Origin of the sequence: Streptomyces akebiae, assembly GCF_019599145.1 — a bacterium.
GTDB classification, from domain to species: Bacteria; Actinomycetota; Actinomycetes; order Streptomycetales; family Streptomycetaceae; genus Streptomyces; species Streptomyces akebiae.
Genome location: NZ_CP080647.1, coordinates 1,900,504 through 1,918,769 on the forward strand (window position 1 = coordinate 1,900,504; position 18,266 = coordinate 1,918,769).

Sequence of the window (18,266 nt, forward strand, 5' to 3'; positions counted from 1 at the left end):
AACCGCGCCCGCTGCTGGCAGGCCCAGCCCTCCAACATCGCCCGAAACACCGTCGATTCCGGGTCCAACGGCACGACATCGTCCGCCAACACCAGCAGCGCCGAGCCCGGAGCCTCGATCATGCTCACCACCCACTCCGGATGATGCATACAACGCAAAATTGTTGCACTGCGCTGCTTGAGCGGTAAGTGCCCTGACCGAATGCTCCAGACTCGCCTCGCTCAGGACGTCACTATTCCTCGGGACCAGCAAGAATGAAGTCCTCGCGCCGTGCGGTCTGTTGCATCGTTTCCAAAAGCCGAGCTTCGGCGATCGTCGCGTAGTGCTCGGTCTTCTCGACGCCGATGAAGTCACGGCCTTCCAGAAGGGCGGCGACGCCGGTCGAGCCGGAGCCGGCGCAGAAGTCGAGCACCGTGCCCTGCTCGGGGCAGATCTTGACCAGCTCGCGCATCACCTCGACCGGCTTCTGGGTGATGTGCTGGCGGTTCTTGCCCGACGGCTGCGACGCGCTGTAGAGGCCGGGCAGGTAGACCGGGTTGCGGGAGGCGTCGATGGCACCCTTGGAGGCCCAGACGATGAACTCGCAGTTCTGCGTGAAGCGGCCCTTCTGGGGCCTGGCCTGCGGCTTGTGCCAGGCCAGCACACCACGCCACAGCCACCCGGCCGCCTGGATCGCGTCCGTCGTGGTGGGGAGCTGACGCCAGTCGGTGAACAGCAGCGCCGTGCCACCCGTCTTGGCGAGCCGGTGTGCTTCGGTCATGATCTGCGTCAGCCAGAACCCGTACGAGCGCTGATCCATGTTCTCGCCGGTGAAGTCCGGCAGGTTATGGCCGGCGTCGGCGGAGGTGTACTTCTGCTTCGCGCTGCGGGAGGTGCGCTCCTTCGCCGTCCGGCCACCGGAGTTGTACGGCGGGTCGGTGATGACGGAGTCGACACAGCCTTCCGGCAGTTCGGCGAGGACGCTGAGCGCGTCGCCCTGGTGCAGGGAAAAAGGCAAAGAGATACCCCAATTTCGGGTCGGGTGAGATGAGGGGGAAGACCTCCGGCTCACGCATGTAACCCCGGGCAGGCCGAATGCGGGCATGACGGCACCGCTGACCTACGAAAGTGGGGTGGCGAGGGGAGGAGCCAAAACTGTAAGGCACGATCCCCGGTTGAGACGCATCGCCGCCTTCCAGCCCAGGAAATCAGGGCTTGATCGCCCGCGATTTCGGCAACCGGGGATCCGCCCTTACTGTTTTGGAACTGCCCGGCGAACACCGCCGATGGCGCAATCCCTGCCCCTGCCTTCATGGAGATTTTCCCGTGCCCCGGCACACGTGACCTGACACCCACGCGCCTCGTGAGCTGAAACCAGCGCTCACGAGGTACATCCCCGACTCACCCAACTCCCGTGCCGCAGCGCCCTTTCCGCCTCTACTGCCGCGCGGCCGGGACCGTGCCTTCGAAGGACCCCCTTGTGACAGCTCCCTACCCTCCCCTGCCCGAACACCGGCCCCCGGACCGTGACTGCCGCTCGGGAGGCGTCCCCGGTTGAAGGGCGTAGCCGCCGGCATCGGCGTCGTCGCCCTCTCCCCTCTCCTCCTCGCCGGCACGGCCATGCTGATGGCCTCCTCCAGCGAGGCCGCCCAGAGCACCTACTCGTCCCTCACCTGCGTGGGCGACGTCGACACCGACGCCGTCGTCGAGCAGGTCACCAGGATCCTCAACGGCGCATCCGCCAAAGACGTCCACGTCGAGGGCCTGAGCCTGCCCGAGGAGCAGATCCCCAGTGCTCAGACCATCGTGGCCACCGGGATCAGCCTCCACGTGCCGAAGAAGGGCCAGATCATCGCGCTCGCCACCGCGATGCAGGAATCACGGCTGCGCAACCTCAGCTCCGGCGACCGCGACTCGCTCGGGCTGTTCCAGCAGCGCCCGAGCCAGGGCTGGGGTACCGCCGAGGAGATCCACGATCCCGTCTACGCCTCCACCCAGTTCTACGAGCACCTGCTCGCGGTGGACGGATGGCAGCAACTGACCGTCGCCCAGGCCGCGCAGAAGGTCCAGCGCTCCGCCTACCCCGACGCCTACGCGAAGTGGGAGGAGCTGGCCACCGCCCTGCAGAAGGCGATCGCCGCCACCTTCCCCGACGCCGACCAGGACGCCACGGAGACGGACACCACCTCCAGCACCGCGTCCTGCACGGCGACCGAGGACGGCTCCGGATACGGCACCATCCCCGAAGGGTCCGTACCGAAGGGCTACTCGATCCCCAAGGACGCCGACCCGAGGGCCCGCAAGGCGATCGCCTGGGCGATGGCGCAGCTCGGCACGATGTACCAGTGGGGCGGCACCTGCACCGCGCCGCACGGCCCGGACCCGATGGGCCGCTGCGACTGCAGCTCACTGACCCAGCAGGCGTACACCCATGCCGGCATCCAGCTCACCCGCACCACGTACACCCAGATCAACGAGGGCAACGCCGTCTCCCCCAAGTCGCTCAAGCCCGGTGACCTGATCTTCTCCCGCGGCAACGCCGCCCGCCCCGAACACGTCGGCATGTACATCGGCTCGGGCCTCGCGATCGAGGCACCCCGGACTGGCAAGCCAGTTCGAATCACGCCCCTGGCGGACTGGGCCATCCTCGCCGCCCGCCGTGTCATCTGACCCCTGGTCGGGACGCAGACCCCACATGCCGCCTGCATCACCAGTTCAGCGCGGGAACGGCCACGCACGGCATGTGAGCCGGATCGCGGCTCCCAATCCCCCTGGGCCGCTTCCTTGCCCGCCTGCATGCGGCCCATCGGCAGGACGACCTGCCCGTTTCTCTCCCTCCTCTGTCTCGACATCACGGAGCATCTGAGTGATACCTCACCACCGCGTCCGGCGCGCTCTTGCGGCCGCCTCGACGGGCCTGGCCGTCGCAGTTGGCGGCCTGGCCACCGCCGCCACGGCTCAGGCGTCTGACACCGGCCATACGACGATCTCGTGCAGCGCGGTCAAGGTACGCAAGTCCCCTGCGAAGAACGCCACTGCGCTGGGCGTCGCCTACCGGCACGACAAGATCGCCTACAACCAGTTCGCGTACAAGCGCTCCGAGAAGACCTGGTACACCCGGGGCACGGTGACCCGGAAGTCCGACGGCAAGAAGATCCGCGGCTACGTGATCTACCAGTGCGCGAACCCGTACGGCAGCAACGGCGCGCCCACACCGCCGATCCCGAAGTAGTAAGCCAAGCAGCCGGATCAGAGGCTGAGCCGTAGCGCCGTCGAAGCGGCACCGGCCCGCGTTGTGGCCTCTCCCCAGCCTCGGAACGAGCGCTGCTGTGCCCTCGCGCGCGACGACGCTTCGCATGCGTCGACGGGCTCGGCCAGATCCCGTACGGCTGCCGTCCGCCTCCCCGAGGCCGCCGCCTCGCACCTCCTCCTCTTCTCTTCATTGATTCCCGCGCGTCGGCTTCGGCGCGCGCAAGGAGCCTCCCTTTGCACCTGCTCGACACTGTGCAGTACCTGGCCTACGACCCCGGCATCACACCCTCGGGTGGCGGCCTGCCCGGCCTCGCCGTGCTGAAGAACGTGGTCAACTCGATCAACCTGTTCGCGATCGTCGCTGTGGTCGGCGCGCTCGCCGTCTCCCTCGGCGTGTGGGCCTGGGGCCACCACACCGGCGGCCACCAGGCCGAGGCCAACGGCAAGAAAGGCGCGGTCGTTTCGGCCGGCGCCGCCCTCGGCCTCGGCGCCGCGAACGGCGTGGTCGCGTTCTTCTCCGCCCTCGGGTCGCAAGTCCACTGATGCCGAAACGATTCCCCTCCCTGTCCGGCTACGGCATCGGCTGGTCGACCCGGCAGCGCATCACGGTCAGCGCGATCGGCCTCGCCATCCTCCTCGCCCTCGCCGCCACCGTCGCTGTGTTCACCGGCCGCACCGGAACCAGCGACAGCCAGACCTCCACTCCGCCCAGCACGAGCAGCACCGCCTCCGCGTCCGCCGACCCGACGGCGTCGGCTGGGACCGGTTCGGTGGCGAAGCCGCCGCCAGTGGCCGACCCGGTCAACTTCGCCAAGGCCGCCGCAGCGATGCTGTGGTCGTACGACACCCGGGCCACCAGCCGTGATCAGCAGCTCGCCGGGATGAAGGCGTGGCTGACGGCGGAGACGAAGTACGCCGACTGGTCCTCCCTCACTGCCCAGGTACCGGATCCGGTGCTGTGGTCGCGGATGGCCGACCAGGACCAGTACGCCACCGCCGCCGTGGACGAGGCCCACTACCCGTCGGCGTTCAAGCAGGCCCTGGCGGACGACCCGTCGGCGATTACCGAGGCGTACATCTACGCCGTCACCGTCACCGGCAAGCAGCAGATCGCCTGGAAGAAGGGCGGCGCCGGCGCCGAGGACCGCTCGATCACCCTCGCCGTGCAGTGCCGTCCCAACGCCGACTGCTCCCTGGTCTCCATCTCCCCCCGCGTCGTGCCCTGACACGCGCCCCGAGCCCACTAGAGAAAGGAGGGGTGACTCCCCTTGGGCTTCTGCGACCTCCCCCTCGCGGACAAACTGTGCGCGGTCGGCGACGCGGTCTCCTTCGCCTCCGACCCGGGCGCGGCCATCGGCAACTGGATGGCCAAATCAGCGGGCGAACTCGCCGCCGCCGGAGCCGACTTGGCCGCCGAGGCGGTCAACACCACCACCAAGGTCGACCTGAACGCCGGATGGTTCCGCGACAACTACGAGATGATCCTGCCGATCGGCCTGATCGTCCTTGTCGCCACCTTCTGCGCCCAGCTTGTCCGCGCCGCGATCCGCCGCGACGGCCAGGCCCTCACGCAGGCATTCACCGGCACCGCCGCCGGCGTCCTGTTCGCCTTCACCGCGATCGCCTTCACCACTGTCGCCATCGAAGTGGTCGACGCCCTCTCCGATGGCCTACTCAAAGCGGCGAACCTGTCCATCGATTCCGCCGTACGCCGCATCGTCAAGGTCGCCGCGATCCCTGGCCTGTCGGCGATGGGCTGGCTGGTCGCCGTCTTCGCCGGCGTCGGCGCCGCCCTGGGCGCGTTCCTCTACTGGTGCGTGATGATGGTCCGCAAGGTCGGCATCCTCGTCATGGTCACCCTCGCCGTCTTCGCGGGAGCGGGCGGCGGCTGGGAGGTCGCCCGGCGCTGGCGCAAGGGCTGGATCGAGGCCACCGCCACCCTGGTCGTCTCCAAGCTCCTGATGACCGTGATCTTCGTGCTCGGTATCGCGGCGATGGGCAAAACGGAGGCCAAGGACGGCGTCGCCGCCCTCGCCGACGTCATGGCCGGCATCGTCATCATGGCGCTCGTCCTGCTCTGCCCCTACGCCACGTTCAAGTTCGTCCACTGGGCCGCCTCCGAAGGCTCCGACGCCGAGACGCTGCACCGCTCCGGCGGAGCCGGCGCGCAGATGGCCCGCCAGCACGCCGAACGCGCCGGCCGCAAAGCCGCCGCCGCGGTCGCCACCGCAGGAACTGGCGGTGCCGCGGCCGGAGCGGGCGCCGCTCCCCAGGGCCCGGACGCCGTGCCGGGCGGTTTCCCCGGCGACATCGCCACCAACCCCACGCCGGACACCGGCAAGGAAGGCGGCGGTTCGGACGCTCCGTCATCCGGGGGCGAGGGGATCAAGAGCGGTCTGGAGAAGGCCGTGCAGCCACCGCCGACCAATCCGCGCGAGGACACCAGCGGCCACCTCGGCGGCAGCCCTGGACCGGCCTCCGGCGGGGGATCTCCCACCGGCAGCGGTTTCATGTCCGCGTCCGCGTCTCCGGCCGACGCTTCCACCCCGCCGCCGCAGGGCGCCCCGCCAGCCCCGACCTCCACGCCTTCGGCCGGAACCGGCACTCCACCCCCTCCGCCCACCGGCCCCTGACCCTGCCCGCAGGCCGGAACGGCACACCCGCACTCCCCTTCAGGTGTGCCGTCCCGGCCCCGCCCCGCGCCTTCCCGGAAACCGGCCTTGTCTGAACTATCCGTCTCCCCGATCACGGTCAAATTCCCGCACCGCTCACGGCGCGGAATCCTCCTCGGCCTCTCCCTCCCCCAACTCACCCTCGTCTCCGCTGCGTTGGCGCTGCTGCTGATCACAGTGGTGACCACCGGGCTGCTCGGCGCCATCGCCCTGACCCCCCTATGGGCAGTCGTCGCTGCCCTGGTCGCCGTCCGCCGCGACGGCAGGTCCCTGATCGACTGGGCTCCGATCGTCTCCCGCTACGCCCACCGCCGCCGCACCGGCCAGACGCTGTGGCTGGCCCGGCCGGTCTCCCGGCCCCGCCAGGACGGCGTGCTCCACCTGCCCGGCACCGCCGCCTCCCTGAAGGTCGTCACCCCCGGCGACTCCGCCAACCAGGCTGCCGCCGTCCACGACCCGCACCACCAACGGCTCACCGCGATTGCCCGGGTCAGCAGCCGCGCGTACGCCCTGCTCGATCCGGCCACGCAGAACTCGAACGTGGCGGGCTGGGGCCGGGCTCTGGCCGGCATCGCCCGCACCGGACACGTCGCCACCGTGCAGGTGCTGGAACGCACCGTCCCCGACTCCGGCGACACCCTCGCCCGTCACTGGGCCCAGCACGGCCGCCCCGACACCCCCGTCGCCGGGCAGGTGTACTCCGAACTGGTCGCCTCCGCCGGCCCAGCCGCCGCCCCGCACGAGGCGTACCTGGCCATCAGCCTGGACCTCAAGGCCGCCAAGCGCCTCATCAGCCAGGCCGGCGGCGGGCTCCCCGGCGCCTTCACGGTGCTGGAGCAGACAACTTCGGCCATCGCGCTCGCGGCGCGCAGCGCGGGGCTGATGGTGACGGGCTGGCTGACTGCGCGGGAGATCGCCGCGGTCATCCGCACCTCCTACGACCCTCACGCCCTGTCCGCCCTGCAGCAGTGGTCGCCGAATGGGCGGGCCGAGGCCGAACCTGCTGCTGCCGGGCCGGTTGTCCAGGTCGAGGAGTACGACCGCCTCGGCACCGACAGCGCCCGCCACGCCACGTACTGGATCGAGAACTGGCCCCGCACCGAGACCACTCCCGGCTTCCTGCACGGGCTGATGTTCACCGCCGGGGTCCGCCGCAGCCTGTCTCTTATTTACGTGCCGCAGGGGCTTGAGTCCGCGCTGCGCGACGTCCAGCGTAAGAAGGCGGCGATCATCGCCGACGCCAACGAGCGTGCCCGCCGCGGACAGGTGGATTCCGAGGCCGACTCGGTCGAGTACGCGGACGTCAAGGTCCGTGAGCGGCAGCTGATCGCCGGCCATGCCGACGTCGCCCTGACCGGGCTGCTCACCGTCAGCGCCGCAACGGACGCCGCTCTCGACGCCGCGTGCGCGCAGATCGAGACCGCCGCGGTCACCGCCCAGGTCGACCTGCGAAGGCTCTTCTTCCAGCAGCCCGACGCGTTCGCCCTCGCCGCCCTGCCGCTCGCCCGCACGGCGCTGTGACAGTGGTGCCGGGATGACGCTCCCGCTGCGCCAGATGGCATGGCCCGGACATCGTCTTCCTGCCCCGGCAGAGCCGCCCCGGACTGAGCGCTTCCGGTGAGTACGTCGATTTTCGCCCCGCCCAGACCCTCTCCGCCCGGGCCTCCACCAGCCGATCCGCGCTCACCGGTATATGCCGCTGCCGACCACCACTTCGCTCTCCGGACCCGTTCCCGCCCTCGCCGACCTCGCCGTTCTGCGGCACCAAGGACTCCCTTGAACGCACCCCCCACCACCGACGCGCATCCCTACCTCCGCGCAGCCACCGCCGGCATGCGCCACCACACCCGTAGCCACGCCACCTCCTGCGCGCCGGCCGACCGCCTCCACCTGGACACGCTGCACGCCCACCTCACCGCAGCCCACCAGCTGCTCGACCAGCTCACCGACACCACCCGGCCCCCGCATCCGGCCGCCGGGCGTCATCTGGCCGCCGCGCACCTGCGGTTGTGGCAGGCCACCGCTGCCGTCCACGACGCCTTCCACACTGTGCCCACCGGCACCGAAGGCTCAGCAACCGAGGAGTGCCGACCCGAGCGGCTCCCCGACGGCCCGCTGGTGCTCACGATCTGCCAGCGGCACCTGGCCGCCTCCCACGCGATCCGCCGCAAGACCACCCCCGCCGACCTGGCCACGCCATTGCACGGCCACACCACCAGCTGCACCATCTAGAACCCGCGCCGAATCGAGCCCGTCCCGCCATGACCCACCGGCCCGCCCGACGCGCCCGCCGCGCCTCGGCATCCCCCCTGTTCACCCCCCACGGCACCGACCGGGCCAGCCGCAAGACCGCTCGCCGTCAGCTCGCCGAAGCCGCCGCCAAGGCCCGCGCCGAAGCCACCACCCTCCCGGACGGCAGCGAGCCGGTCGAGCCCGAGATGCCGCCTCCGCTGTACCCGGCCCGTGGCCGTCCCGGCCCCGGTTCCGCCCGCGGCAGCCGGCTGAAGCTGCCGCAGCACCGCATGACCACCGCCACCGCCAGCGGGGCGTACCCCTTCCTCGCCGAAGGCGGTCTCGGCGCCGAGGGCATCTACGTCGGCCGCGACGTCCACGCCGAAGCGTCCTTCACCTTCGACCCCTTCTCCCTGTACGGGCGCCTCGAAGGGTTCACCAACCCCAACATCCTGCTCGCCGGTGTAATCGGCCAGGGCAAGAGCGCGCTGGCCAAGTCCTTCGCCCTGCGCTCCATCGCCCACGGCTACCGCGTCTACGTGCCCTGCGACCCCAAGGGCGAATGGACCCCCGTCGCCTCCGCACTCGGCGGCACCTCCATCGCCCTCGGCCCCGGCCTGCCCGGCAAACTCAACCCGCTAGACGCCGCCCCACGGCCGGACAACGTGCCGGAGGCCGACTGGGCGGGCGAGATCCGCAAACGCCGCCTGCTCCTGCTCGGCTCCCTCGCCCGCACCGTTCTCGGCCGCGACCTGCTGCCGATGGAGCACACCGCGCTCGATGTCGCCCTCGACGCGGTCGTCGCCCAGGCCGCCACTGTCCACCGCACTCCGCTGTTGGGCGACATCGCGGCCACCCTCAACCAGCCCGACCAGCTCGATGCCGCCGCTGGGCTCATGTCCGGACGGCTCGGCGAGGCCGCTCGTGACCTCGCCCACGCTATGCGGAGATTGGTCCACGGCGACCTGGCCGGCATGTTCGACGCCCCCTCCACCGTGCGATTCGATCCCACCTCGCCGATGCTGACCATCGACCTGTCCCGGCTCGGCGGCTCCGGCGACGACACCGCCCTCGTCCTCGCCATGACCTGCGCATCCGCCTGGATGGAATCCGCCCTCACCGACCCGCACGGAGGTCGGCGCTGGATCGTCTACGACGAAGCCTGGCGCCTGATGCGGCACCCCGGACTCCTCCAGCGCATGCAGTCCCAGTGGAAACTCTCCCGCGGCCTGGGCATCGCCAACCTCATGGTCATCCACCGGCTGTCCGACCTGCTCACCGCCGGCGACGCCGGATCACAAGGCCGCGCCCTCGCCGAGGGCCTCCTGGCTGACTGCTCCACCCGCATCATCTACCGCCAGGAAACCGACCAACTCCACGCCGCCGCAGCCCTGCTGGGGCTCACCTCGGTCGAGACCGGCGCCATTGCCCGCCTCAACCGCGGACGCGGGCTGTGGCGCGTCGCCGGACGATCTTTCATCGTTCAACATCAACTCCACCCTCACGAGCTGGCCCTGTTCGACACCGACGCACGCATGCACTAGAACTCCCGCGAGTTCCCTCCCACTGCGCGACAGAAACGACTCTGACCCACCTGACCTGGAGTACCCCTGCAGCACCCCGACTTCGAGCTGTACGACAACGTCGGCCGCACCGCCGACCAGATCAGCGCCTACCACACTCGCTCCGCCACAAGGGACGACCTGTACCGCTGGGCGGAGCGCGATGCCGAAGCCTTCCGCGCTCAGCACACTCTGCCGCCCGAGCCCTTCCCCGCCCCGGACCTGAGTCCCTACCGCGAGGCTCTGGACGCGGCCGAGACTCCGGCCGAGTTCAGCACCGTCCTCAACGCCCTGCTGGACGCAGTCGCGCCGTTCCTCAACGAGGTCATCGAGCACCTGGCCGCCACTGCCCAGTGGAAGGGCCGAAATCGCGGAGCCGAACCCGAGTCACCGCCCTGGCTGCTGCGCGGCGCCGCCAGCAGCATCGCTTCAGCGCTGGCCATGGCAACCGAAGCGGAACTGAAGACCCTCCGCGCGCACTACGACCCGCCGCCGGACCTCGACGCGCTCATGAAGCAGACCCGCACCGCTCCCGGCACGCCCCCGGCCCCGCCCGGACCGCAGCCCGGCTCCGGAGGCCCGCGGCGCTGAGCGCCGACGGATCAACCACCCGCCGCAGCACCTCAGGAATCCATGCCCCCGTCTCGCACCGATCTGTCCGCCTTCGCCGCCGCCCTCGCCGAACGCCTGCCTGGCGCCTGGACGAGCGAGTATCACCGCCATCCCGCTTACGAGAACCAGTTCCCCACCGTCGACGGGCTCTGGGACGCCGGCCACGTCGACTACATCGTCAGCCAGTACGTCCTCGGCCATGACGCCGTCCTCCACGGCCCCCACGGACAGCAGCTCTACGTCACCGACCGGCCCCTGTACCGCCACCAGTTCGTGGTGGCCCCGCTGGAGCCCGAGGGCTTCAAAACCCACCAGATCTCCCCGGTGCGTGAGCCGGACGGCATCGCTGTCCCCAACGATCCGGTCCGAGCCGCCGCCGCAGTCATCCGACGCTTGCTGCCCCGCTACCAGGTGGCCCTGGACGCTGTCCGTCACAACGCCCTCGTCCAGCCCGAGCCGCCACACCGCCAGCCCGCCCCCGAGGTCGCCCAGGCCCTCACGCTGGTCTGGTACCCGGACGGCGTGGTGGGCGCCCCGTACGACTCGGTGCCCGAGGAGGCACGCATGACGCTGTTCGGCTGCAACTTCCAGTACAGCCCGCACGAGTCCGCCTTCGTGCTGCCGGCCTCCTACAGTTCCAAAGAGCGCGCCTTGCTGGTCCAGCTCGTCGCTCTGCGGCTCACTCTCCAGGGCATCGGGGTCAACTTCCGCCGCGCCGCTCCCCTCTCTTCCCCTCCGGCATCAGCTGCCGCGAGCAAGGCGCTGACGACGGTGTCCGCAGCCCCGACGTCCGCCACCCGGCGGTAGAACCCGGTTCCTGCATCAAGGAGTTGCCGCTGTCCGATCCCGACCAGCGGATGCTGCTGCACGACGTGGCCGACCGGCTCAACACCGTGGCCGATCAGCTTCCGCTCCCCGACCAGATCCGCCCGGATCCCGCGCTGAGCGAGATCCTGGACGATGAAGTCCGCCATCTGGCCCGCCTGCTGGGATTCCTGGCCGGGGAGAGCGCCTTCCGTCACCGGGCCGCCGCCCGCTACCCGGCCCGGACCACGGCCACGGTGCGCCGCACGACCCTCGCGCTCGCGAGCGCCGCCGAACCCACCGGGCTCGCGCTCGCCGCCCTCGGCGCCGCCATCCACCACCTCGGCCAGCTCGCCGACCTCACCCGCCAGGCCCCCGGCCCCGCCCGCGATCAGGCGGTCACCGCCGCGCACCAAGGGCTCGTAGACCGCCTCGGCGACAGCCGCATCCACCTCGCCCGCGCCGCGAAGCACCTGCGTGCCGCAGCCGACACTCGCACGGCACCGGCCGCTACCACCGTGCCCTCCGCGCCGTCGGCCACCACTACCCCATCCCGTTCCCGCTGATCCCCTCCCCCGGAGCACCATCATTTCCCCGCACAACTCCGCCCGCCGCGCCGCCCTCCTGCTCACCACGCTCGTGGCGGTCACGCTGACCGCGTCCGCCTGCACCACCTCCCACACCAGCAGTCCTGACGCCGCAGCCAAGGCCACCCGCGCTGCCTCCCCCACGCCGACCGCCGTCCCGGCGCTGACGAAGCAGGAGGCCCTCGCCCAGATCGCCCGCTACTCCAAGATCAACAATGCGGCCAACGACGCCAACAACCGCACGCTCCTCGGCACCATCGAGGACGGCCCGCTGTACGCGATGTCGGTCGCGGACTACAAGGAGAACGAGGGCCTGCCCCAGGCCGACCGCGAGAAGTACAAGCCGTGGTCGTACAACCTCGCCTCCACGAACCTCTACATCCCGCGCTTCACCGCCGGCCAGAAGAAGTGGTTCGCCGCCGTCACCTACAACGGCAAGAAAGACAAGTACGCCCGCGTCCTGATCATGGCCGAGCAGACCAGGACGAAGCGGTGGGAGATGGTCGCGGCCGTCGACCTCGACGACAAGAAGCAGGCTCCGAAGATCGCTCTCGACGCCGACGGCTACGCCACCGCCCTCGACGCCACCTCAACGAGGAACGTCGCCGCCCCGCTCGACGTCCTGCGCGCGGCTGTCACGGACAACTTCACCAGCGGCGGCGACACCACCGGCAAGAAGGTGTTCACCTCCTCGAAGGCGTCCGCCCGGCAGATCAAGGCCCACGACTCGACCGTCCACAAGTTCGGCAGCCGCGGCACCACTGCGTTCTCCGCCGCCACCCCGGAGTTCACCGACAGCTACGCCCTCAAGACCGCCGACGGCCACGCCCTCGTCGTCTTCGCGCACACGCACACCCAGCGCGACGCCGTCGCCTACTCCGGGCTCGAGATCCTGCCGGAGAAGAAGGACCGCGCATGGCTCGGCACGGCCAACAGCCCGTCCTTCACGTACACGTTCACCTGCTCCGATGTCGCCACCGTCCCCACCACGCCGGGCAAGTCGACGCTGATCGGCTACACCTGCCGCCGCACCGATGCCCACGGTATGACCACCTCCTCGTGACCACGGCCCCCTCGACACCCCACCGCACGAAGAACCGCCCTTGCACATAACCGAGTTCACCCACGCGCTCGCCGACCGTCTGCCCGGCTGGCAGCCCTCCCCCACCGCGGTACCCATCGCCGACGACCCTGCCAGCAACCGGATCTGGGACAGCGGCCCCTTGCCCTACGCCGCGTTCCAAACAGACGACGTCCAGCGCAGCGTCCTGACGCACCACTGGGGCCTGCAGTTGTACGTCATGCCCCGCCCCCACCGGCCGGACCAGTACCTCGTCCTGCCGATGCTGCCCGCCAACACCAGCCACCAGCACGTTCAGGGTCTCAAAGCTCCGCGCGGCATCGCCGTCCCCTCCGATCCCATGCGGGCCGCAGCCAGGATGCACCGCCGCCTGCTGGCCGACTACCGCTTCGCGTCCCCCACCCCGATCCGGCGCAGCAGCCCCGGCCACCTCCAGGTCCACGTCACCCTCGACGCCCAGCGGCGTCCACGGATCCGCACCGGCTACATCACCGTCTTCATCGAACTGCTCGCGCACGGCGGCTTTCTGCTCGACCCCGCCACCGGCGAATGCCACCTGCCGGACACCCTCACCCCTGAGCAGACCCGGCGTCAGCTGATCAAGAGCCTCCAGCGCCTGCGGCACCGCGACTTCCACATCACCGTGCACTCCATCGAGGGCCCGCGCTCCCACCCGCCCCTTCCACGGGGCAACCCGCGCAAGGGAAACCGCCGATGAGCCAGAGCCACGACGCCTTCGTCCACGCCCGCCTGACCACCTGGCGGCGCCGCATCAACGAGACCGCCGTCGGCCTGCTCCCGCCGCAGACCGGCAGCGCACAGGCTGCACTCGTACCCGTACTGGACCAGCTGGTCGCCGTGTACAACCTGTCCTCCGGCCTCGTCGCCGATCTGCGGCAGTCCACCGACAGCTCCCTCGCAGAGACCGACGCGGGACGTAAGTACCTGACCCAGCTAGCCACCGCCCTCGCGCACAGCAACCGCGCGGCCACCCACCTGAGCACAACGGTGATCGGTCTCGCCGACACCCACCGGCTCACTCCTCGCCCCGGCACCGCCACCCCGGTTGAGAGCCAGCTGAGCATCACTCTCGGCCATGCCGCCGCGCTGCGCAGCCTCCAGCGTGCTCTCGAAGCCGTCACCAACACGCTCGCTGAGGCTCAACCCGGTTCGGCGTCTTCCCTGATGCCGACTGTCAGCGAGCAGCACCGCCGGGCAGCCGACGCCGGTGGCGCCCATCCCGCACGCCGCCGCCCCTGAAGCGCATGCGTCAACCACCCATCATCCGCACGTTCTTGGAGAACTCCCTGGCCACCCGTTCCTTCATCGCCCGCCCCACCGACACCGGATATGCCGGCGTCTACGTCCACTGGGACGGCTACCCCAGCCACCACCTCCCGCTGCTGCTCGGCGCCCACCAGTACCGTTTCGACGGTGACCTCGACGCCCTGTGCCGACACCTGATCGACGAGGCACCCGAGGGCTGGTCCCAGCTGGGCACCGACCTCCTCGACGGCGCCCCCGAACCCCTGCGCGCCGAACTCGTCGGCAGCGACGAACACCCCAGCAGGAAGCACGACAACGTCCATGTCATCACCGTCGGCGCAGCCGAGCCCGAGCCGTGGACCATCACCGAGAAGTCCCACGGGGGCCTGGACTGGGGGTACGTCCTGCACCCACAGCACGGCATTGAGGTCATCTCCCTCCACGCGGAAGACCGCGGCCCCCTCGTGGCCTGGGCCACCGACCCCCGGGCCCGGTTCAGCAACGGCACCTACCGCTGGCGCCCGGGCCACCCGATCCCGGCCACCCTGCCACCTCGGGCGACCGGCCCCAGCACACCAGCCACAGCTCCAGCGCCGACCGCCACACCTCGTACCGCGCCCCGCCGCTGACCCCTTCTCGTCCCCTCTGCCGCGGAGAACCTCCTGCACTCCCCCACCGCCAAGATCACAGTCGTCATCGCCACCCAGCTACGCCCCGACAGGCTCGACCACCTGACGGCCATGTACGAGAGCCTCACCCGGCAGAGCGTGCCCTGGGAGGCTGTGATCGCGCTCGACGGCGCCGACCGCACACGCCTGCCGACGCCCCTCGCCGGTGACTCGCGCGTGTGCATCCTCGCGCTGCCCCGGCAGGTTGGCGCGGCCTGCGCCCGTAACCTCGCCCTGGGCTGCGTGCGCACCGAGTTCGTCAACTGGGCGGACGACGATGACGAGTTCACCGACGATGCCATGGCCGTACGGTTGCGCACCCTGGAGATGACCGGCCTGGGCTGGTGTGCGGGATACAGCGAGGACCTGCACCCCGACGGTTCGGCCTCTCTGTGGCGGTGCCCGACACCGCCCGGCCGGCACGAGGCCGGAGACGTGTGGACCTACTGGACGAGGCCCGAGGACACCATCCCGATCGGGCCGACCACGATCCTGGCGCGTACCGATCTCGTACGCGCAGCCCCGATGGGCGGACTCGTCCAGGGCGAGGACTACATGGCGGCGATCGGCGTCACCTGTCTCGCGCCGAGCCTGCGAGCCACTCTCTCCGGCCGGGAAACGAGCGATGCAGCCGGGGTGGTCTGATGTCCTCCTCCGTCACCCCGGCCACGCTCGATTACCTGGCTCAGCGTCTGGACGAGCTGGCAGCCCAATTCCCCACCAGCCCGGACGCTGTCGACCTGGTCACGCTTACCGACGACATCGGCACGCTGGGCCACCACCTGCAGCACGCCATCGAACGCGCGCAGGAACGGTTCACCGCGCCGGAGACGGTCTATCCGCCCGAACGTGTCGCCCTGGTCCGGCTCGCCAGGGCCGCCGCCGGTATCGCGCGAGCTCTGGACACACTCGCCGAGGCCCTGACCTATGCCACGACCGGCTTCCAGCGCGAGGCCGTGGAGGACCTCGCCCACTCGCCTCTGCGCAACGACTCCGAGGTCCTGCGGATCATGACGGCCGAGAAATACGTAGCGGCCCGCGCCCGCCTGCGCCACACCGCAGCTGCCCTGCGCACGGCATCCACACCGGCTGGGTCATCCACGCCACGAACGACCGGGCTACAGACCCAGCCTGCTGCTGCCCCGCAGCCACGGCAGCCGAACCGCCACTGAGCCTGTCGAAGGACCCCCGAGATGCCCCCGAACCCTCCTGCCGAGATCCGGCTTGCCTACAGCCGTGCCGCCGGCCTGGTCGCCATCGCCCACGGCGAGCAGTACCGGTGGACCCACACCGCCCTGGAACAGGCCGGATTCACCAAACGAGACGACGGAAGCTACAGCACGCCCGGCCCCGACGTCCGCGCTGCCGCCGCGAAGCTGCTGCCCCTCGCCCACCGCCACCACGCCACCGTGGACGTCAGCCCCCGTCCGTTCCTCGGCGACATCGCCGACCGAATCGCCGCGCGGCTGCCCGGGACGTGGACCGCGCAGGTCGAGATCTACGCCCATCCCGTCTGGCAGGACGATCTGCTGCCCTGGCTGTGGGACCGCGGTGAACTCGTTCGGGCCGTGGAGGACCAGCGGGTGCCATACGCGGCGACGCTCACCAGTGACACCGGCGTCGAACTGCTGCTCGCGGAACGGGGCGAGGATCCCCAACTCGGCTATCTGGTCGGGGCGCTCGCCTCCCCCCAGGAGTTCAACGACAGCTACGACAACCCCTACGCACCGACCAGCATCGTGCTCCCCTCCCAGCCGGACCTGGCGGTCGAGGCCATCACGGATGCGTTCCTGCCTGCCTACCACCGGGCCCTGCACGCACGGCGTCTGGACGCCGTGATCACGGCACTTGACGAACTGCGCGCCGAGTACGACGAGGTGACGGCGATCTGGGTATCCGGCCGCTCCAGCGACGACACCCTCCTCGACGGCCACGGACTGAGGGAGGCGAACAGGACCTTCGCCGAGCGCGCCTGGCGCACCTTCCGTCCCGTCCTGACTCACGCGCCTGGCCTGCTGCAACAGTGCGGTGCCGCGGCCACCGGCCGTTCTACCGACGCCGACATCGTGGTCCAGCTGAGCGAGGCTCTCGCGTCCAGCCAGGCGGCACTTGATGTCTGGCGGCACAGCCAGAACCCCGCCTCCGTCCAGCCTTCCGCCCGCCTCCTGCCGCCGACCGAGGTACGCACCCGGCTCGGGCTTGAGGCCGTGCCAGCCATCGAGACCTGGCTCGCCCAACGCGACGCGTTCGTGCGCATCGCCCGCTCGGCCGAGCCCAGCGGCCCCGCCCGGCCGCCCGTCGGCGGGAGCGTTCCCTGCGCCCAGCCCGCCGTACCACGCCCCTCACATCCACCAGCCCCTCGCCACTGACCAGCAGAAAGGATCCCTCTCTGTCCGACCACTTCCGCTTCCGCCACCATCCCGAACACGGCTTCGTCGCCACCGCCGCTCCGAGCTTCACGCCCCACCTGGCCGAATGGTTGCTCGTCCGCGAGCAGTTCGAGCCCGTCCCCTTCTCGCCGGGCCTGTACCGGCTCACCGAGCCCAACCGCGACGGGCTGCGCCGCACCCGCCAAGCCGTCCACGACCTGCGCAACCTCGGCTACCGCGTGCGGGACGACAGCGCACTCGATCCCGCCCACGCATCAGCTCCACCCCGGCCGACGGCCAGCAACGACCTGGCCGAACGGCGCTCCCGCATCGCACGGGCCGCCGCCGTACGCCCCTCCCGGATCACAGCCCTGGCCAACGCCGCACCGTCGGCGCCGCCGGCCGCCGCCGGTAAAGCCCCGGCTGCCGGTCAAGGACGGAGCCGGTGAACCTGACCAGCGAGCCGATCCGCATCACCCGCGGCGAAGGCGGCGAGGTCGAAGTCGAAGGACTGTACGACGAGTTCGCCGCACGCATCCTGGCCCGCGCCGGATTCATGACTTTTCCGACGCTGCGCGGGCAGTGGGTCCGGCTGCCCTTCGACCTCGGCCGCGCCTGGGAGAACGAACACGCCAGCTGGGCGGCCGACATGCTCACCGCCGCCCGCTACCACGTCGACCTCGACACGGACCTGCGACCCGGCCCGCCCGACGGATCCGCGCCGCCGACGACCCGCCGTACGAAGGCCGCGATGACCGCCCAGCCCGCACCGCCCGGTAGTACCCGGCGCCCTCGCCGCTGATCCCTTGAATGGAAACACGTCTCCTCAATTGACCACGACTGATCATGCGGCGGGCCAGGCCCCGGCCGCCGCCTCGACTTCCTATCGCGCTGTGCTGGGCAGCCGGCATGTCGCCCGGCTGCTCGGCGGCACTCTCATCGGACGCATGCCCAACGGCATGGCGCCCGTGGCCATCGTGCTCCTGATCACCTCCCAAGGTGCCTCCCTTGCCTCAGCCGGACTGCTGAGCGCCCTGTACGGGCTGGCTGGCGCACTCTCCCAGCCGGTCAAAGGCCGCCTGATGGACCGCCATGGCCAGATGCCGGTGTCCGCACCCGGCGCAGTCATCAACTCCGGCTGTCTGCTGCTCCTGCTGGTCGGAGACGATCCGACCCTCGCGC

Annotated in this window: 21 protein-coding genes; 20 read left to right on the top strand and 1 reads right to left on the bottom strand. The window is 70.5% G+C overall.

Annotation, left to right across the window (positions count from 1 at the left end):
• Positions 1–232: 232 nt before the first annotated feature.
• A complete protein-coding gene (locus tag K1J60_RS08385) occupies positions 233–997 on the bottom strand; it encodes a DNA-methyltransferase (protein ID WP_220645630.1) in 765 nt (254 codons plus the stop codon).
• Positions 998–1,533: 536 nt separating this feature from the next.
• Here K1J60_RS08385 and K1J60_RS08390 point away from each other — a divergent pair.
• The 20 genes from K1J60_RS08390 to K1J60_RS08485 all read left to right on the top strand — a co-directional run bounded on the left by K1J60_RS08390 (position 1,534) and on the right by K1J60_RS08485 (position 17,886).
• Positions 1,534–2,649: a C40 family peptidase gene (locus tag K1J60_RS08390; protein ID WP_220645631.1), complete on the top strand. Its 1,116-nt coding sequence runs from the start codon at positions 1,534–1,536 to the stop codon at positions 2,647–2,649.
• A gap of 196 nt (positions 2,650–2,845) precedes the next feature.
• Positions 2,846–3,211 carry a hypothetical protein gene (locus K1J60_RS08395; RefSeq protein ID WP_220645632.1) on the top strand — a complete coding sequence of 122 codons (366 nt, stop codon included), beginning with the start codon at positions 2,846–2,848 and terminating at the stop codon, positions 3,209–3,211.
• Between the two features lie 254 nt (positions 3,212–3,465).
• The gene (locus K1J60_RS08400; protein ID WP_217570564.1) at positions 3,466–3,774 is read left to right on the top strand and encodes a DUF6112 family protein; all 309 of its coding nucleotides are present in this window, start codon (positions 3,466–3,468) and stop codon (positions 3,772–3,774) included.
• Entirely contained in the window at positions 3,774–4,457 is a 684-nt protein-coding gene (locus K1J60_RS08405; protein ID WP_220645633.1) for a hypothetical protein, read from the top strand. The genes K1J60_RS08400 and K1J60_RS08405 overlap by 1 nt, the downstream gene beginning before the upstream one ends.
• A gap of 42 nt (positions 4,458–4,499) precedes the next feature.
• Positions 4,500–5,864 (top strand): SCO6881 family protein, encoded by a 1,365-nt coding sequence (locus K1J60_RS08410; protein ID WP_220645634.1) that lies wholly within the window; start codon positions 4,500–4,502, stop codon positions 5,862–5,864.
• 87 nt (positions 5,865–5,951) lie between these two features.
• On the top strand, positions 5,952–7,424 hold the full coding sequence (locus K1J60_RS08415; RefSeq protein ID WP_220645635.1) for an SCO6880 family protein: 1,473 nt from the start codon (positions 5,952–5,954) through the stop codon (positions 7,422–7,424).
• A 255-nt stretch (positions 7,425–7,679) separates the two neighbouring features.
• Positions 7,680–8,135 carry a DUF6238 family protein gene (locus K1J60_RS08420; RefSeq protein ID WP_220645636.1) on the top strand — a complete coding sequence of 152 codons (456 nt, stop codon included), beginning with the start codon at positions 7,680–7,682 and terminating at the stop codon, positions 8,133–8,135.
• 29 nt (positions 8,136–8,164) lie between these two features.
• Positions 8,165–9,679, top strand: coding sequence for a TraC family protein (locus tag K1J60_RS08425; protein WP_220645637.1), 1,515 nt, complete (start codon positions 8,165–8,167; stop codon positions 9,677–9,679).
• Positions 9,680–10,138: 459 nt separating this feature from the next.
• Entirely contained in the window at positions 10,139–10,288 is a 150-nt protein-coding gene (locus K1J60_RS45695) for a hypothetical protein (protein WP_259407623.1), read from the top strand.
• A 42-nt stretch (positions 10,289–10,330) separates the two neighbouring features.
• Positions 10,331–11,116, top strand: a complete 786-nt coding sequence (locus K1J60_RS08435; protein WP_220645638.1) for a hypothetical protein — start codon at positions 10,331–10,333, stop codon at positions 11,114–11,116.
• A 23-nt stretch (positions 11,117–11,139) separates the two neighbouring features.
• Positions 11,140–11,679 carry a hypothetical protein gene (locus K1J60_RS08440; protein ID WP_259407624.1) on the top strand — a complete coding sequence of 180 codons (540 nt, stop codon included), beginning with the start codon at positions 11,140–11,142 and terminating at the stop codon, positions 11,677–11,679.
• Between the two features lie 73 nt (positions 11,680–11,752).
• Positions 11,753–12,763: a hypothetical protein gene (locus K1J60_RS08445; protein WP_259407625.1), complete on the top strand. Its 1,011-nt coding sequence runs from the start codon at positions 11,753–11,755 to the stop codon at positions 12,761–12,763.
• A 40-nt stretch (positions 12,764–12,803) separates the two neighbouring features.
• Positions 12,804–13,499: a hypothetical protein gene (locus tag K1J60_RS08450; RefSeq protein ID WP_220645639.1), complete on the top strand. Its 696-nt coding sequence runs from the start codon at positions 12,804–12,806 to the stop codon at positions 13,497–13,499.
• Entirely contained in the window at positions 13,496–14,041 is a 546-nt protein-coding gene (locus K1J60_RS08455) for a hypothetical protein (protein WP_220645640.1), read from the top strand. Before K1J60_RS08450 ends, K1J60_RS08455 begins: the two co-directional genes overlap by 4 nt.
• Before the next feature lie 5 nt (positions 14,042–14,046).
• The gene (locus K1J60_RS08460; protein WP_259407626.1) at positions 14,047–14,676 is read left to right on the top strand and encodes a hypothetical protein; all 630 of its coding nucleotides are present in this window, start codon (positions 14,047–14,049) and stop codon (positions 14,674–14,676) included.
• A gap of 54 nt (positions 14,677–14,730) precedes the next feature.
• Positions 14,731–15,360 (top strand): glycosyltransferase family 2 protein, encoded by a 630-nt coding sequence (locus K1J60_RS08465; protein WP_220651362.1) that lies wholly within the window; start codon positions 14,731–14,733, stop codon positions 15,358–15,360.
• A complete protein-coding gene (locus K1J60_RS08470; RefSeq protein ID WP_220645641.1) occupies positions 15,360–15,887 on the top strand; it encodes a hypothetical protein in 528 nt (175 codons plus the stop codon). The genes K1J60_RS08465 and K1J60_RS08470 overlap by 1 nt, the downstream gene beginning before the upstream one ends.
• 21 nt (positions 15,888–15,908) lie before the next feature.
• On the top strand, positions 15,909–17,084 hold the full coding sequence (locus K1J60_RS08475) for a hypothetical protein (RefSeq protein ID WP_220645642.1): 1,176 nt from the start codon (positions 15,909–15,911) through the stop codon (positions 17,082–17,084).
• 110 nt (positions 17,085–17,194) lie between these two features.
• Complete coding sequence (locus K1J60_RS08480; RefSeq protein WP_220645643.1) at positions 17,195–17,533, top strand: hypothetical protein; 339 nt, start codon at positions 17,195–17,197, stop codon at positions 17,531–17,533.
• Positions 17,530–17,886, top strand: a complete 357-nt coding sequence (locus K1J60_RS08485) for a hypothetical protein (protein WP_259407627.1) — start codon at positions 17,530–17,532, stop codon at positions 17,884–17,886. Before K1J60_RS08480 ends, K1J60_RS08485 begins: the two co-directional genes overlap by 4 nt.
• The last annotated feature ends 380 nt before the right edge of the window (positions 17,887–18,266 follow it).

What these genes read in the sequence shown, in the direction of transcription:
- K1J60_RS08405 (WP_220645633.1), top strand. Translation starts at nt 3,774, where the DNA reads ATGCCGAAACGATTCCCCTCCCTGTCCGGCTACGGCATCGGCTGGTCG.
- K1J60_RS08425 (WP_220645637.1), top strand. Translation starts at nt 8,165, where the DNA reads ATGACCCACCGGCCCGCCCGACGCGCCCGCCGCGCCTCGGCATCCCCC.
- K1J60_RS45695 (WP_259407623.1), top strand. Translation starts at nt 10,139, where the DNA reads ATGGCAACCGAAGCGGAACTGAAGACCCTCCGCGCGCACTACGACCCG.
- K1J60_RS08435 (WP_220645638.1), top strand. Translation starts at nt 10,331, where the DNA reads ATGCCCCCGTCTCGCACCGATCTGTCCGCCTTCGCCGCCGCCCTCGCC.
- K1J60_RS08455 (WP_220645640.1), top strand. Translation starts at nt 13,496, where the DNA reads ATGAGCCAGAGCCACGACGCCTTCGTCCACGCCCGCCTGACCACCTGG.
- K1J60_RS08460 (WP_259407626.1), top strand. Translation starts at nt 14,047, where the DNA reads ATGCGTCAACCACCCATCATCCGCACGTTCTTGGAGAACTCCCTGGCC.
- K1J60_RS08470 (WP_220645641.1), top strand. Translation starts at nt 15,360, where the DNA reads ATGTCCTCCTCCGTCACCCCGGCCACGCTCGATTACCTGGCTCAGCGT.
- K1J60_RS08475 (WP_220645642.1), top strand. Translation starts at nt 15,909, where the DNA reads ATGCCCCCGAACCCTCCTGCCGAGATCCGGCTTGCCTACAGCCGTGCC.